The sequence below is a fragment of the Pseudonocardia xishanensis genome (assembly GCF_039541715.1).
Taxonomy (GTDB): domain Bacteria; phylum Actinomycetota; class Actinomycetes; order Mycobacteriales; family Pseudonocardiaceae; genus Pseudonocardia; species Pseudonocardia xishanensis.
Map to the genome: position 1 here is coordinate 118,983 of NZ_BAABGT010000032.1, position 14,163 is coordinate 133,145.

A 14,163-nucleotide genomic window follows, 5' to 3' on the forward strand; every position below is an offset into this window, starting at 1 on the left:
GACGGGGAGCTGCCGCAGGTCACTCACCGGCCTTCTCCTTCACCGCGCGGGAGCCGTCCAGCTCGCGGCCGGTCAGCGCGAGCAGGACCAGCAGGATCCCGCCGCACACCACGCCGGAGTCGGCGAGGTTGAACACCGGGAAGAAGGAGCCGTCCGTGCGGACGATCGAGACCATGTCCACCACGTGCCCCTGCAGCACCCCGGGGGCCCGGAAGATCCGGTCCAGCAGGTTGCCGACCGCGCCGCCGAGGATCAGCCCCAGGGCGATCGCCCAGCCGACGGAGCGCAGCTTCCGCGAGATCCGGATGATCACGACGACGACGGCGAGCGCGATCAGCGAGATGATCCACGTGTAGCCGGTGGCCATGGAGAACGCGGCGCCCGGGTTCCGGACCAGGACGAGGTTCACCAGCCCGCCGAAGAGCCGCACGGGCGGCTGGTCCTCGAGGTAGGCGACGGCGAGCGTCTTGGTCAACAGGTCAAGGCCGAGCACCAGCGGCGCGATCACCGCGGTGATCCAGACGGTGCGCGCCGGTGTTCCGGGGCTCTCGGGTGTCACCCCCCGATTATGCGGGGGCACCGGGGTTGTCCCGTGCCGACCCCGGATCGCCCTCGCGCCACCGGACCAGCGCACCGCCGCGGTCCACCGCGCGCAGCCGCTCCTCGGTGCGGTCCCGGGCCTCGGCGGTCGCCACCACGAGCAGCTGGTCGTGCTCGCGCAGCCGCGTCTGCCCGTTGGGGGTGAAGGCCTTCTCCTCCCGGACGACGAGGCTGACCTGGGCCCCGACCGGCAGCCGCAGCTCCCGGACGTAGACCCCGCGCAGCCGCGAGCCCGCCGGGATGCGGACCTGCAGCAGGTTCGCGCCGAGCTCGTCCAGCGGCGCGGCGTCGACCTCGACCTCGCGGGCCTCGGCCGAGCGGACGACCCGGAGCAGCCGCGCGACCCAGGGCAGGGTGGTGCCCTGCAGCAGCGTCAGGATCACGACGAGCACGAACACCACGTCGACGAGCTGCTCGGCCCCGGGCGCGCCCTCGACCAGGGCGATCAGGGCGAGCACGATCGGCACCGCGCCGCGCAGCCCGGCCCAGGACAGGAAGGCCTGTTCGCGCCAGGGCACCTTGAACGGCGTGGCCGCGGCGAGGACCGACAGCGGCCGGGCGAGCAGCAGCAGGACCGCGGCGGCGATCAGCGCGGGGATGATCGCGTCCACCAGGCGGGCGGGGCTGACGTAGAGCCCGAGCAGCACGAACAGCCCGATCTGGGCCAGCCAGCCGGTCCCCTCGGCGAAGGACAGCACACCGCCGCGGTGCGGGAGCCGCGAGTTGCCCAGCACCAGCGCGCAGACGTAGGTGGCCAGCAGCCCCGAGGCGTGCGCGAGCTGGCCGCCGGAGAAGCCGATCACGCACACCCCGAGCGCGGCGAGCGGGTAGAGACCGGTGGACGGGAGCGCGGCCCGGCGCAGCCCCCAGGCCCCCGCGAAGCCGAGCGCCAGGCCCATCGCGGCGCCCGCGACCAGCTCGTAGACCACCAGCAGCGGGGTCAGCCAGGTCAGCGGGTCGGTCGAGGCGAGCAGCAGCACGGCGAGGACGACCGGGGCGTCGTTCATCCCGGACTCCAGCTCCAGCGCCCCCGCGAGCCGGGGCGGCACCCCGACGCCGCGCAGCACCGAGAACACCGCCGCCGCGTCCGTGGACGACAGCACCGCGCCCCAGAGGAAGGCGGTGCGCCACTCCAGGTCCAGCAGGAAGTGCAGGCTCGTCGCGGCGACCGCGATGCTCACCACGACCGCGATCGTCGACAGCCCGATCCCGACGCCCAGCGACGGCCGCACGGCCTGCCACCGGGTCGTCAGGCCGCCCTCGACCAGGATCAGCACCAGCGCGGCGAGGCCGAGGTTCTCGGTGAGGGCGGCGTCGGAGAAGTGGACGCCGAGCACGGCCTCCCCGAGCAGGATGCCGATGCCCAGGTAGAGCAGCAGCGAGGGGAGCCCGAGCCGGACGGAGACGCGCACGGCGAGGACGCCGATCAGCACGACCGCCGCGACGACGCCGAGCAGGACCTCCAGACTCATCGCTCACCCCTCGGCACCAGCGTATCGGCGCGCCGATCAGCCGTCGGGCACGGGCGCGTGCGCGGTGCACCCGGGGGGTGGCCCCACCCGACCGCGGACGCGGCCCTGCACGCCGGCACCACCGGGGGCCGGGTCACCATCCGCCCCACCTGACCCGATCCCGTCCACGACGTCGCGTCGGGCCGGAGAAGCCGCTCAGGGACGCCAGACGAGGGTCGCGGCGGTGCGGGTGCGGGGCGGGATCTCGGCGACCGCCGCCGCGACCTCGGGGGCGCGCTCGGGCGGCAGACAGAGCCGACGCGTGATCCACTCCGGGGAGTGCGGGAGGCGGAGCTCCCGGTCCCACAGGGTCACCTCGGGCGCGACGCCCCGCTCCCGGAGCACCGCCACGGCATCGTCCACTGTGGCGGACGGGGGACGGTGCAGACCGTGGAACCGCTCCCAGAGGGGGTCGAGCCAGGCCATCGGGTGCTCGGCGAGCATCTCGACGACCACGCCCCTGCCCGCCGCCGCGGTCAGCGCGTCGACGAACGGGCCGAGGTCCACCACGTTGTGCAGGACGTGATGGGACACCACGACGTCCGCGGGCCCCGCGTCGGCCGCGACGTCCGGCCACGGCCCGAGGACGGTGCGGGCGGGCACACCGCGGACGTCCGCGGCGGCCTCGAACACGTCGAGCATGTCCTGCGCGACGTCCACACCGATCGCCTCGGTCAGCGGCCCGACCAGGGCGAACGCGGCGTCGCCGCCGCCGCACCCGACGTCGAGCACGGTGCCGGCGGGGGCCAGCAGGCTCAGCGCCGCGGCGCGCGACGGGGTGTCGGCGGGCTCGTCCGGCGGTGTGAAGTCCGCGGGATCGTGGCCCCAGGGACTCACCGGCGCCCGGGCCAGGATCTCGGGCGGGATCCCCCGACCCGACTGCAGCTCACTCCACCGCGCGGCAGCACTCCCCACGGTGGATCACCCTAGCGAGACCCCGGTGGGAGGGGCCGGCGCCGGGTGGCGCCCGCCCGCTCGCTCAGGCCTTCTCGACCGTCACCGTGACCTCGGAGGGCTTGCCCTCGGGATCGATCACGGAGCCCGTCTCGCCGGTGGTCTCGGCGTAGGTCACGGTCGTCGCCAGGACCTCGCCGGACACGAACGCCTCGTGGGTGCGGACCGCCTCCACCACCGCGGGCACGGCGGACAGGGTCAGGGCGATGCGGTCCGAGACCTCCAGCCCGGCGTCCCGGCGGGCCTGCTGCACCACGCGCACGAGATCACGCGCCGTGCCCTCCGCCGCCAACGCCGCTGTGACCTCGGTGTCCAGCACGACCAGCCCGGAGTTGCCCGGCAGCGCGCTGGTCGACTGCGGGTCCGCGGCCTGCAGGCGCTCGGAGAACTCGCCCTCGACCAGCCTGATCCCGCCCGCGGTCACGGTCCCGTCCGGGTTGGCCGACCAGTCCCCCGCCTTGACGGCCCTGATCGCCGTCTGGGTCTGCTTGCCCAGGCGGGGGCCGCAGGCGCGGGCGTTGACGGTCAGCTCGAACTCGCCGTAGGTCGAGACGTCCGTGGTCAGCACGACCTCCTTGACGTTCACCTCGTCCCGCAGGACGTCGACGAACGGCGCGAGGGTCTCCGCGTCCGCCGCCGCGACCGTCATCGAGGCCAGCGGCAGCCGGACACGCAGCTTGCGCGCCTTCCGCAGCGACAGCCCGGCCGACGCCACCTGCCGCACCCGGTCCATGGCGGCGACCAGCGCGTCGTCGTGCGGGAGCTCGCCCGAGGCGGGCCAGTCCGTCAGGTGCACGGATCGACCGCCCGTCAGCCCCTGCCACAGCTGCTCCATGGTGAGCGGCAGCAGCGGCGCGGCGACGCGGGCGGTCACCTCGAGCACGGTGTGCAGGGTGTCGATGGCCTCCTGGTCGCCGTCCCAGAACCGGTCCCGGGAGCGCCGGACGTACCAGTTCGTGAGCACCTCGGCGTGGTCGCGGATCTGCTCGCAGGCCCCGGCGATGTCGTAGGTGTCCAGGGCCGTGGTGACCCCGTCGACCAGCGCCGCGGTCTTGGCCAGCACGTACCGGTCCAGCACGTTGCCCGACCGCGTGGAGTGCTTCCCGGTGACCCCCGCCGCCCCGGCGTAGAGCGACAGGAAGTACCAGGTGTTCCACAGCGGCAGGATCGCCTGCCGGACCCCCTCGCGGATGCCCTGCTCGGTGACGACGAGGTTCCCGCCGCGCAGGATCGGCGAGGCCATGAGGAACCAGCGCATGGCGTCCGAGCCGTCTCGGTCGAAGACCTCGTTGACGTCCGGGTAGTTGCGCAGGGACTTCGACATCTTCGCGCCGTCGTCTCCGAGCACGATCCCGTGCGCCACGCAGCTCTCGAACGCCGGCCGGTCGAACAGGGCCGTGGCCAGCACGTGCAGCGTGTAGAACCAGCCGCGGGACTGCCCGTTGTACTCGACGATGAAGTCGCCCGGGTAGTGGTGTTCGAACCAGTCGGCATTCTCGAACGGGTAGTGCACCTGGGCGAACGGCATCGAGCCGGACTCGAACCAGCAGTCCAGTACCTCGGGCACCCGGCGCATGACCGACTTCCCCGTGGGGTCGTCCGGGTTGGGACGGGTGAGGTCGTCGATGTAGGGCCGGTGCAGGTCCGTGGGCCGGACGCCGAAGTCCCGCTCCAGCTCGTCCAGCGAGCCGTAGACGTCCGTGCGCGGGTAGCGCGGGTCGTCCGACTGCCAGACCGGGATCGGGCTGCCCCAGAAGCGGTTGCGGGAGATGCCCCAGTCCCGGGCACCCTCGAGCCACTTGCCGAACTGCCCGTCCTTGATGTTGCCGGGCACCCAGTTGATCTGCTGGTTGAGCTCGACCATCCGGTCCCGGAACGCCGTGACCTGCACGAACCACGAGTCCACCGCACGCTGGATGAGCGCGTTGCCGCAGCGCCAGCAGTGCGGGTACGGGTGGTCGTAGGTCTCATGACGCAGCAGGATCCCGCGCGTCTTCAGATCACGGATGATCACGGGGTTGGCGTCGAAGACCTGCATGCCCGCATACGGCGGCACCTCGACGGTGAACTCGCCGCGCGAGTCCACCGGCACGACGGCCTCGATGCCCGCCGCGTCCGTGACGACCTTGTCCTCCTCACCGAACGCGGGCGCGATGTGCACGATCCCGGTGCCGTCCTCGGTGGTGACGTAGTCCGCCTCGAGGACCCGGTGCGCGTTCTCCCGGCCGACGAAGAAGTCGAACGGCGGGGTGTAGCTCAGCCCGAGCAGCTCGCGGCCGAGGTAGGTGCGCAGGACCTGCGGCTCCTCCCCCAGCTCGCGGGCGTACGCGCCGACCCGGGCGGAGGCGAGCAGGTACTTCTCCCCGTCCACGCTCAGCAGCGAGTACTCGACGTCCGCGTTGACGGCCATGGCGAGGTTCGACGGCAGCGTCCACGGCGTGGTCGTCCAGATGAGGGCGAGCGCGTCGTTCAGGTCCGGGTCCTCGCTGGTCAGCCGCAGGCCCACGGTGACGGCCGGGTCCTGGCGGTCCCGGTAGACGTCGTCCAGCTTGGTCTCGGAGTTCGACAGCGGCGTCTCGCAGCGCCAGCAGTACCAGAGCACACGGAAGCCGGAGTAGACCAGACCCTTGTCCCACAGGGTCTTGAACGCCCACATGACGCTTTCCATGTAGTCCAGGTCGAGCGTCTTGTAGTCGTGGTCGAAGTCCACCCAGCGCGCCTGGCGGGTGACGTAGTCCCGCCACTCGCCGGTGTAGCGCAACACGGAGGTGCGGCACGCCTCGTTGAACTCGGCGATGCCCATCTGCTCGATCTCGGACTTGTGCGTGATCCCGAGCTGGCGCTCGGCCTCGACCTCGGCGGGCAGGCCGTGGGTGTCCCAGCCGAACCGGCGCTCGACGTGCCTGCCGCGCATCGTCTGGTAGCGCGGCACGACGTCCTTGACGTACCCGGTCAGCAGGTGGCCGTAGTGCGGGAGGCCGTTGGCGAAGGGGGGCCCGTCGTAGAAGACGAACTCGTTGGCCCCGTTCTCGCCCGCCGGGCGCGCCTCGACGGAGGCGGCGAACGTGTCGTCCGCCTCCCAGGCCTTGAGGACCTCGCGCTCCAGCTGCGGGAAGGACGGATGGGCGGGGACCTGCGGGTAGCTCACGGATCTGCTCCTCGTGCCGGCGTGTGCTCGTGCCTGCACGGGGACGACTCGATCCTGCTGAGCCGCGGTACCACCCCGCTTGCCCGGTCACCCGGGCCACTCGTTCAGCGGCGTTGACGGGCCGCACCCGTCCGGTTCTACTCCCGCCTCACGACGGTTTCCTCCGGAGGCTCCCCGGTGATGGCCGGATCGGTGCCTGTGTGCAGAAGCGTAGCGCGGCGGCGCCGGCGCTTATTCCGCGAGGCCCCCTAGTGCGCCGCGGGCTGGTGGCGGCCTGCCATCGTGCGGTCCGGCGTGCACCACCCGCACGGGGTGAAGCCCAGCTCCACGGCCTCCTTGGCCGGCAGCGGGATCACCGGGCGGCCGGGCAGCGACCGACAGCCCGCCAGGTGGTACCGGGGCTGCTCGTCCACCACGACGACCTCGTCGTCCAGCCCGGAGACGAGCGCGGCGACCTCGGCGTCTCGGGGCTCCTCCGGCGGCTCGCCGTGGGGGCCGGGGGCGTTCCCCGCGGGCGGCTGCCCGCCGGCGACCTGACCCACCGGTACACCGGCCGGGAACTGCGCCGCGGGCGGCGCGGCGTCGGCCCGCTCCGCCTGACCGTCCCGAGGGGCCTCGGTCCCCTGCGGGCGGTCCGGGTCGGCCCGGGTGGCGGCGGCGACCGGGGTGCCACCCTCCGCGCCCGCCGTCGACGAGACCGGGTCCTGGGACCCGTCTCCCGCCGCGGCCGGTCCGTTCGCGGACCGCTCGGGTGCCTCGTGCGCGCCATGGCCGCCGTGGCCGCCGTGTGACGGCGGCACCGCGGCATCCGGCACCGCTTCATCCGGCACCGCGGCATCCGACACCGCGGCACCCGGCGCCTCGTGGGCACCGTGGGACGCGGTCGCGGCGGGGGTGGCGACGGTGGGCCCGTCCACTGACCCGCCCGACCCGCCCGACACGTCCGCCGTGGTCGCCTCCGCGGGACTCCCGGCCGAGCCTGCTGCCGCCGAGCCGCCTGCCCGGCCGGGTCCCTGCTCGTCGCGAGGGGCCGCCCCCTCGAGCTCGGCCTCGGGGGCCGCGCTCTCGGGACGTCCCTCGCCCGCCTCGTGGGCGGGGTCGGCGGTGTCCGCCTCAGCGTCGGAATCAGTCACGCTGGGTGACGAAGAACCGCTCGATCGTGTAACCGTGTCCTCAGCGCCCGACGGTCGCCCGGCTGAGCCGGACGGTTCGACCAGCGGCATCACGGAGGTGGCCTCCGCGTCCGGGCCCGCACCCGTCGACGTGGTGTCCGGACCCGTCACGCCACCGGGTGTGGCGTGGGGCACGAGCGGGATCACCTCGGTGACCGGCTCGATGTCCGGGACACCCCGGTAGCTCGCGGGCGGGCCCACGGGAGCCTGCGACGGGGCGACGGACACCCGGTCCGGTTCCGCACCCGCCTTGACCGCCGACCGGCGTTGCAGCCAGTCGACGAGCAGGGCGACCGCAGCCGCCACCGAGACCGCCACCGAGATCCAGGCCCACATGACGCTGCCCGAGAGCAGCGCCACGACCAGGAGCCCGAAGGCGATCAGGACGAGTACGAGAACCAGCAGCAGCACGATTCACCCCGAGTTCAGCGGGCGGCTGTGCCGCCGCCCACCTGTTCGCTGGGACGACGAAGGATCCGTCAGCTTCCGGCGTCGGCGCGCTGGCCGTAGCCGGAGGCCGCGTAGCCGCCGCCGTTCGCGTTCTGACGGGCGGCGTCCGACGGCGCGGCCGAGCCCCGGCCCTCGAGGTCCCGCAGCTGGGACTCGAGGTAGGTCTTGAGCCGGGTGCGGTACTCACGCTCGAACGTGCGCAGCTCGTCGATCTTCTTCTCCAGCACCGACTTGTCGCGGGTGATGGTGCCGATGATCTCGGTCTGCTTCCGCTCGGCCTCGCTGACCAGCGAGGACGCCTTGTCGCGGCTCTGCCGCTCCAAGGTCTCCGCGCGGGTGCGGGCGTCGTTGAGCATCGTCTCGGCGCGGGCCCTGGCATCGTTCACCAGACCGTCCGACTTGGACCGGGCCTCGCTCAGCAGCTGCTCGGACTTGCTCCGGGCGTCGGCCAGCATCGAGTCGGCCTCGTTCTTGGCCTCGGCGGTGAGCCGGTCGGCCATCTCCTGGGCCAGGCCCAGGACCTTCGCGGCCTGGACGTGGTGGTCACCACCCCCGGAGTCCGCGTCCGACCCGCCCATGGCGGCCATGGGCCGCTGCGGGGGCTCGGGACGCGCCTGGGGCGGCGGCTCGACGGGCCGGATCTGCTGCGTGGGCGGCGGACCCTGCGGAGCCTGCGCACGCTGCTGGCGCGCATCCTCCAGCTCGGCCTGGCTCGAGTCGAGACGCTGTTCGAGCTGGCCGACCTGCTCGCGCAGATCGTCGTTCTCCTCGATCAGTCGGGCCAGCTCGGCCTCGACCAGGTCGAGGAAGGCGTCGACCTCGTCCTCGTTGTACCCCCGCTTCCCGATCGGGGGCTTGCTGAACGCGACGTTGTGGACGTCAGCGGGCGTCAGCGGCATCGGATCACCTCATGCACTCCTCGGCGGCAAACCGGCTGGCGGGTGACTGGGGCTCACCCCACCGCCGGTCTGGCAATGCTCATCAGTATGAACAGCACCAGCAGCAGAACCATAATCGACAGGTCCAGTCCCACGCCCCCGATACGGACGACGGGGATCACTCTCCGCAACAACTTGACGGGAGGATCGGTCACGCTGAACACCACTTCGAGCGCCGCAGCGGGTCGTCCGGCGGGCACCCACTCCCGCGCGAACGAGTGCACGAGCTCCACCACGATCCGCGCGACGAGCAGGAGCCAGAAGAAGAACAGGACGTAGTAGACGACGAACTGCAGGACGATCGGCACGAGCCCATCTTGCCCCACCCGGGGTCAGTCCTGGCGGAACAGGCCCCGCTCCGCCAGCCTCCGCGCGTCGTCCGCCGAGACCTCGACGTCCGCCGGGGTGAGCAGGAAGACGCGGGAGGTCACCTTGTCGATCGAGCCGCGCAGCGCGAACGCCAGACCTGCGGCGAAGTCGACCAGACGGCGTGCGGCGGCCTCGTCGAGATCGGTCAGGTTGATGATCACCGGGACGCCGTCGCGGTAGCGCTCGCCGATCGTGCGGGCCTCGGTGAAGCTGCTCGGCTGAAGCGTCGTGATGCGCGCCAGCGCGGCCGCCCCGCGGTCTCGCTGCTCGGGCACGCTCGACGGCGCCGGAGCGGCCGCGGGCGGGTCCGGGACGGGCCGCACGACGGGCTCCTCGCGGTCCATCGCGAGCGCTCCGCGGGTGACCGGCGCACCGCCCCCGAGACCGCCCTGGAGGCCTCCGGCGACCCGGACGGGCTCCCTCACGGGGCGCGACGGGCGGACGGATTCCCGCGCCGACCGGCCCGACCAGGCGTCCCCGGGGCGCCCGTCGAGGTCCGCGTGGCGGTCCTGACGGGGTTCGTCGTACTCCGTGTAGTCGTCCCGGGTTGCCTGCCGTGCGTCGAAACGGTCGTCCGGGTCCGACCAACGGTCGTTCCGCGCGACCCGCCGGGGCTCGGGGAAGGTGTCCGGCTCGTCGACGTAGTCCATCTCCTCGGCGGGCACCATGCCGAAGTAGGCCTTGAGCCGGTACATCGCGCTCATCCGCGCTCCCCAATCATCGCCCTCGACGCAGGCCCGCCCCCGCGGACCAGCGATCACCGGGAGGTTAACGTCCGGTCCCCCACAAGGGCCGTTCCGACACGCGCGACCGTCGAACCGTGACGGATCGCCACCTCCAGATCACCGCTCATCCCGGCCGACAGCACGCTCGCCGCGGGATGTTCGGTGCGCAATGATCTTCCCGCTTCGGCTATCGCCGCAAACGACTCCTCGTCGTCCGCACCCAGAGGTGCCACGCTGAGCAACCCTTCGAGAACGAGCCCGCGCGCCTCCGTGACCTGCGCGGCGAGCTCCAGTAGCCCCTCGTCCCCCACCCCGCCGCGGGCCGGGTCACCGTCCACGCTGTACTGGATCAGGACGGGCAGCCGGGTGCCGCGCCGGGCAGCCTGCTTGTCCAGTTCCGCGGCGAGCCGGGCGGAGTCGACGGTCTCGACCCGTGTCACCCACGGGACCACCAGCCTGGCCTTGTTCCGTTGCAGAGCGCCGATGAAGTGCCACCGCAGGTCGAGGTCCGGCCGGAGCTCGCGGATGCGCTCGACCTTGGCCGCGGCCTCCTGCGCCCGGTTCTCCCCGAAGTCCCGCAGCCCCAGGTCGGCGAGGGCGATCACGTCCGCCGCGGGGATGGTCTTGGTGACGGCGAGGAGCTCGACCTCCTCCGGTGCGCGACCCGCGGCGACGCAGGCGGCGGCGATCCGCTCCCGCACCCGATGGAGACGGCGTTCGAGCTCGGCGCGGCGTTCCGGGGAGACTTCGGCAGGCACGGCCCGAGCCTAGGTCAGCCCGCGTCCAGCCAGCTGATGCCCGCGTGGCGGCCCGTGCGCTGGTCCCGGCGGTGGCTGAACAGGGCCCGGTCCTCGAGGGTGCAGCGCGGGTCCCCGCCGATCCGCCCGACGCCCATGGCCCGCAGCTGACGGTAGAGCCCCGCGCGGACGTCGATCGACGGGGTTCCCCTGCGGCTCGTCGCCGCACTGCCCGGCAGCCGCGTCTCCACCTCGGCGCGCATGGCCTCCGGCACCTCGTAGCAGAGCCCGCAGACCGCCGGGCCGAGGAGCACCTCGATGTCCGAGACCCGCGACCCCAGCGCCACCATCGCCTCGACGGTCGCGGGGACCACCCCGGCCGCCGCCCCCACCCGTCCGGCGTGGGCGGCCCCGACGACGCCCGCGACGGAGTCCCCGAACAGCACCGGCGTGCAGTCCGCGGCCAGTACGACGAGCCCGACGCCCGGTTCCGCGGTCACCGCGGCGTCGGTGTCCGCGACGTCCGGGGCGGAGCGCTTGGGCACCGTGGTGACCGTCTCCACCCGCGTGCCGTGGATCTGCTTGAGGAACACCGCGCCGCGCAGGCCCAGCTCCTTGATCAGCCGGTAGCGGTTGGCGTCGACGTTGTCGGGATGGTCGCCGACCTCGCGGGAGAGGTTGAACGAGTCGAAGGGCGCGGACGAGCGGCCCCCGGCCCGGGTGGTCATGACCCGTCGGACCCGAACGGCCGTCTGCTGCACCATGAACCTCAGCGTAGTCCCGGCCGGGACCGCCCTTTCCGTGCTCTCAGCGCGGTGCGGGCAGCGCCGAGAGCACCGAAACGCTGATCGTGCCGCGCTGCGAGCACGAAACGTGCACGGCCCCGGACACGCCACGAGCCGCGATCCCACGGGATCGCGGCTCGTGAGGAGTGTGCTCAGCGGCGCATGAAGGGCGGGACGTCGACGTCGTCCTCGGCCACCGGACGCGCCTCCGCGGTCGCCGTGGTCGACGTGGCCGCGGCGGGCTCGGGGGCCGCGGGCGGGGTGCTGATCTCGGTCATCGCCGGGTTCTGCCGCTCGACCTCCGGCGCACGCGGCGCAGGCGGGCTGTAGGGCGCGACCGGGGGCAGGGTGCCCTGCTGGTTGGCCCCCGAGCCGAAGCCCGACGCCTGCTGCTGCCCACTCCCGTTCGACGACGGCGGCGGGGACTGCGGGGCGGGCGGCGGCGTGGCGGGCCGGGCCTGCTGCTGCTCCGCCTGCGGGCTGCGGAAGACCGACGGCTCGAGCTTCTTGTGCGTGGGCTGCCCGCCCTCGAAGCCTGCGGCGATGACCGTGACCCGGACCTCGTCGCCGAGCGAGTCGTCGATCACCGTGCCGAAGATGATGTTGGCCTCGGGATGCGCGGCCTCCTGGACCAGCGACGCGGCCTCGTTGATCTCGAACAGGCCGAGGTCCGAGCCGCCCGCGATCGACAGCAGCACGCCCTGCGCACCGTCCATCGACGCCTCGAGCAGCGGCGAGTTGATCGCCGACCCGGCCGCCTGCACCGCGCGCCCCTCACCGCGCGCCGACCCTATTCCCATCAGGGCCGAGCCCGCCCCGGACATCACCGACTTGACGTCCGCGAAGTCGAGGTTGATCAGGCCGGGGGTGGTGATCAGGTTCGTGATGCCCTGGACACCGGACAGGAGCACCTCGTCCGCCGAGCGGAAGGCGTCCATCAGCGATACGCCGACGTCACCGAGCTGCAGCAGCCGGTCGTTCGGGATGACGATCAGGGTGTCGCACTCGTTGCGCAGCTGCGTGATCCCGTCCTCCGCCTGGCCCGCGCGGCGGCGGCCCTCGAAGGTGAACGGGCGGGTCACGACGCCGATGGTCAGCGCGCCGAGCTTGCGGGCGATCGAGGCGACCACGGGGGCACCGCCGGTGCCCGTGCCGCCGCCCTCGCCCGCCGTCACGAAGACCATGTCGGCCCCCTTGAGGACCTCCTCGATCTCCTCGCGGTGGTCCTCGGCGGCCTTGCGGCCCACCTCGGGGTTCGCCCCGGCGCCGAGGCCCCGGGTCAGCTCGCGGCCGATGTCCAGCTTCACGTCCGCGTCGGACATGAGCAGGGCCTGGGCGTCGGTGTTCACCGCGATGAACTCGACACCCTTCAGACCCACCTCGATCATCCGGTTGACGGCGTTCACGCCGCCGCCTCCGATGCCGACCACCTTGATCACGGCGAGGTAGTTGTGCGGGGGCGTCATGAGCGGCACCTCTCGGGTTGGATCGGATCTCCGGTCAGCTCCGTCCAGCAGGGTCTGTCCGGGCCGTTCGCAGTCGAACGCTAGGTCCGTATGCAGGCCCGGTCCAGCAGGCGCGCCGCGCGTCGGCAACACCTCGATGGGGTGGACTCCGGTTCTCGTGACCGGTCCGTGACCTGCTGTTCATGCGTCCTGACGGCCAGTGACGAGTTGAGCCGAACGGCCCAGCCGACCCCTCAGTGCCCGGGTTCGTCTCCGCAGGCTGCTCTCAGCGCGTGATAGTCGGTAGGTCCGGGCTGGACACGTCGAACACGGTTCCGTCCTGGGTCAGCAGCGGGACCAGCACGGCGACCTTCTGCGCGGCGCGGTCGGTGGAGCCGAAGCGCACCTGCCGGTCCCCCAGCCCGAGGCGCACGGTGGGCTCGGTCGCCGGGCTGTCGACGTCCACGGTGGTCACCCGCGCCCGCAGGTCCTCCGGCAGCGCGGCGAGGACCGCGAGGGCCGCACGGGTAGCCGGGTCGTCCGGCCCGACCGCGCCGAACCCGAACATCGGCAGCGTGGGCGGCACCTCGGGGGCGGGCTGGTAGGCGACGCCGGTCGCGTCGACGAGCGTGACGCCCTGCGGCGTGCGGGCCAGGGCGACGGCCCGGCGCTCGGTCACCTCGATCGCGACCGTGTGCGGCCAGCCCCGGCTGACCTGCACCGTGCCGACGCCGGGCAGCTGGGCCACCCGCTGCGCCACGGCCCCGGTGTCCACCGTCGCCAGCGGCACCCCGGTCTCGACGGCGGCCGCGGCCAGCACGGAGTCGCGCGGGACGGCGAGGGTGCCGGTCACCTCGACCTGCTCGACCTCGGCGACCCCGGTGTAGAGCAGGACGGCCCAGAAACCCCCGCCCAGGGCCACCAGCACGGCCAGGACGGCCACCGCGAGCGCGATCCGGCGGCGGAGCTTGAAGCGGAGGTCGTTGCGGCGCGGCGGCCCGTCCCGTTTCTCCGGGCGCAGCCGGTCCCGCCGTGCCGCCCGCTCCTCGCGGATCCGGCGGGCGCGTTCGGCGGCGGCGGGGCGGGCGGGGGCGCGGTCGGCCACCGTGCCTCCGGGTGCACCGTTCGCGCGCGAACGGCCGCTCTCCCGCGTGCGGCCGGTGTCGGCGCGGGCGGCCCCGCTCCGGTCGGACGCGGCAAGGTCGGACGCGGCCCGGTCGGACGCGGCACGCTCCGGCGCGACCCGGTCCGGCGCGGCCCGGTCCGTCCCACCCCCCGGGCGCACCCGCCGACCCCGACCGTCCGTGGTCGGGGTGCGGCCGCCGCGCC

General features: G+C 73.4%; 12 protein-coding genes. All 12 read right to left on the reverse strand.

Annotated elements, in window-relative coordinates:
* Nucleotides 1-19 precede the first annotated feature (19 nt).
* The 12 genes from lspA to ABD993_RS13615 all read right to left on the reverse strand — a co-directional run bounded on the left by lspA (nucleotide 20) and on the right by ABD993_RS13615 (nucleotide 13,939).
* A complete protein-coding gene (gene lspA, locus ABD993_RS13560) occupies nucleotides 20-559 on the reverse strand; it encodes a signal peptidase II (protein WP_345416888.1) in 540 nt (179 codons plus the stop codon).
* A gap of 7 nt (nucleotides 560-566) precedes the next feature.
* The gene (locus ABD993_RS13565; protein ID WP_345416891.1) at nucleotides 567-2,072 is read right to left on the reverse strand and encodes a potassium/proton antiporter; all 1,506 of its coding nucleotides are present in this window, start codon (nucleotides 2,070-2,072) and stop codon (nucleotides 567-569) included.
* Nucleotides 2,073-2,267: 195 nt separating this feature from the next.
* The gene (locus ABD993_RS13570) at nucleotides 2,268-3,026 is read right to left on the reverse strand and encodes a class I SAM-dependent methyltransferase (protein ID WP_345416894.1); all 759 of its coding nucleotides are present in this window, start codon (nucleotides 3,024-3,026) and stop codon (nucleotides 2,268-2,270) included.
* A gap of 64 nt (nucleotides 3,027-3,090) precedes the next feature.
* On the reverse strand, nucleotides 3,091-6,213 hold the full coding sequence (ileS, locus tag ABD993_RS13575; protein WP_345416897.1) for an isoleucine--tRNA ligase: 3,123 nt from the start codon (nucleotides 6,211-6,213) through the stop codon (nucleotides 3,091-3,093).
* Nucleotides 6,214-6,461: 248 nt separating this feature from the next.
* Nucleotides 6,462-7,796, reverse strand: coding sequence for a hypothetical protein (locus ABD993_RS13580; RefSeq protein ID WP_345416900.1), 1,335 nt, complete (start codon nucleotides 7,794-7,796; stop codon nucleotides 6,462-6,464).
* Between the two features lie 68 nt (nucleotides 7,797-7,864).
* Complete coding sequence (gene wag31 / locus ABD993_RS13585) at nucleotides 7,865-8,734, reverse strand: DivIVA-like cell division protein Wag31 (RefSeq protein WP_345416903.1); 870 nt, start codon at nucleotides 8,732-8,734, stop codon at nucleotides 7,865-7,867.
* 53 nt (nucleotides 8,735-8,787) lie between these two features.
* Complete coding sequence (locus ABD993_RS13590) at nucleotides 8,788-9,081, reverse strand: YggT family protein (RefSeq protein WP_345416906.1); 294 nt, start codon at nucleotides 9,079-9,081, stop codon at nucleotides 8,788-8,790.
* A 24-nt stretch (nucleotides 9,082-9,105) separates the two neighbouring features.
* Complete coding sequence (locus ABD993_RS13595) at nucleotides 9,106-9,846, reverse strand: cell division protein SepF (RefSeq protein ID WP_345416909.1); 741 nt, start codon at nucleotides 9,844-9,846, stop codon at nucleotides 9,106-9,108.
* A gap of 53 nt (nucleotides 9,847-9,899) precedes the next feature.
* Complete coding sequence (locus tag ABD993_RS13600; protein WP_345416912.1) at nucleotides 9,900-10,625, reverse strand: YggS family pyridoxal phosphate-dependent enzyme; 726 nt, start codon at nucleotides 10,623-10,625, stop codon at nucleotides 9,900-9,902.
* A 14-nt stretch (nucleotides 10,626-10,639) separates the two neighbouring features.
* Nucleotides 10,640-11,368, reverse strand: a complete 729-nt coding sequence (gene pgeF, locus ABD993_RS13605; protein ID WP_345416915.1) for a peptidoglycan editing factor PgeF — start codon at nucleotides 11,366-11,368, stop codon at nucleotides 10,640-10,642.
* 173 nt (nucleotides 11,369-11,541) lie between these two features.
* Nucleotides 11,542-12,855, reverse strand: a complete 1,314-nt coding sequence (gene ftsZ, locus ABD993_RS13610; RefSeq protein WP_345416918.1) for a cell division protein FtsZ — start codon at nucleotides 12,853-12,855, stop codon at nucleotides 11,542-11,544.
* Between the two features lie 265 nt (nucleotides 12,856-13,120).
* Entirely contained in the window at nucleotides 13,121-13,939 is an 819-nt protein-coding gene (locus ABD993_RS13615) for a cell division protein FtsQ/DivIB (protein ID WP_345416921.1), read from the reverse strand.
* Nucleotides 13,940-14,163 lie beyond the last annotated feature (224 nt).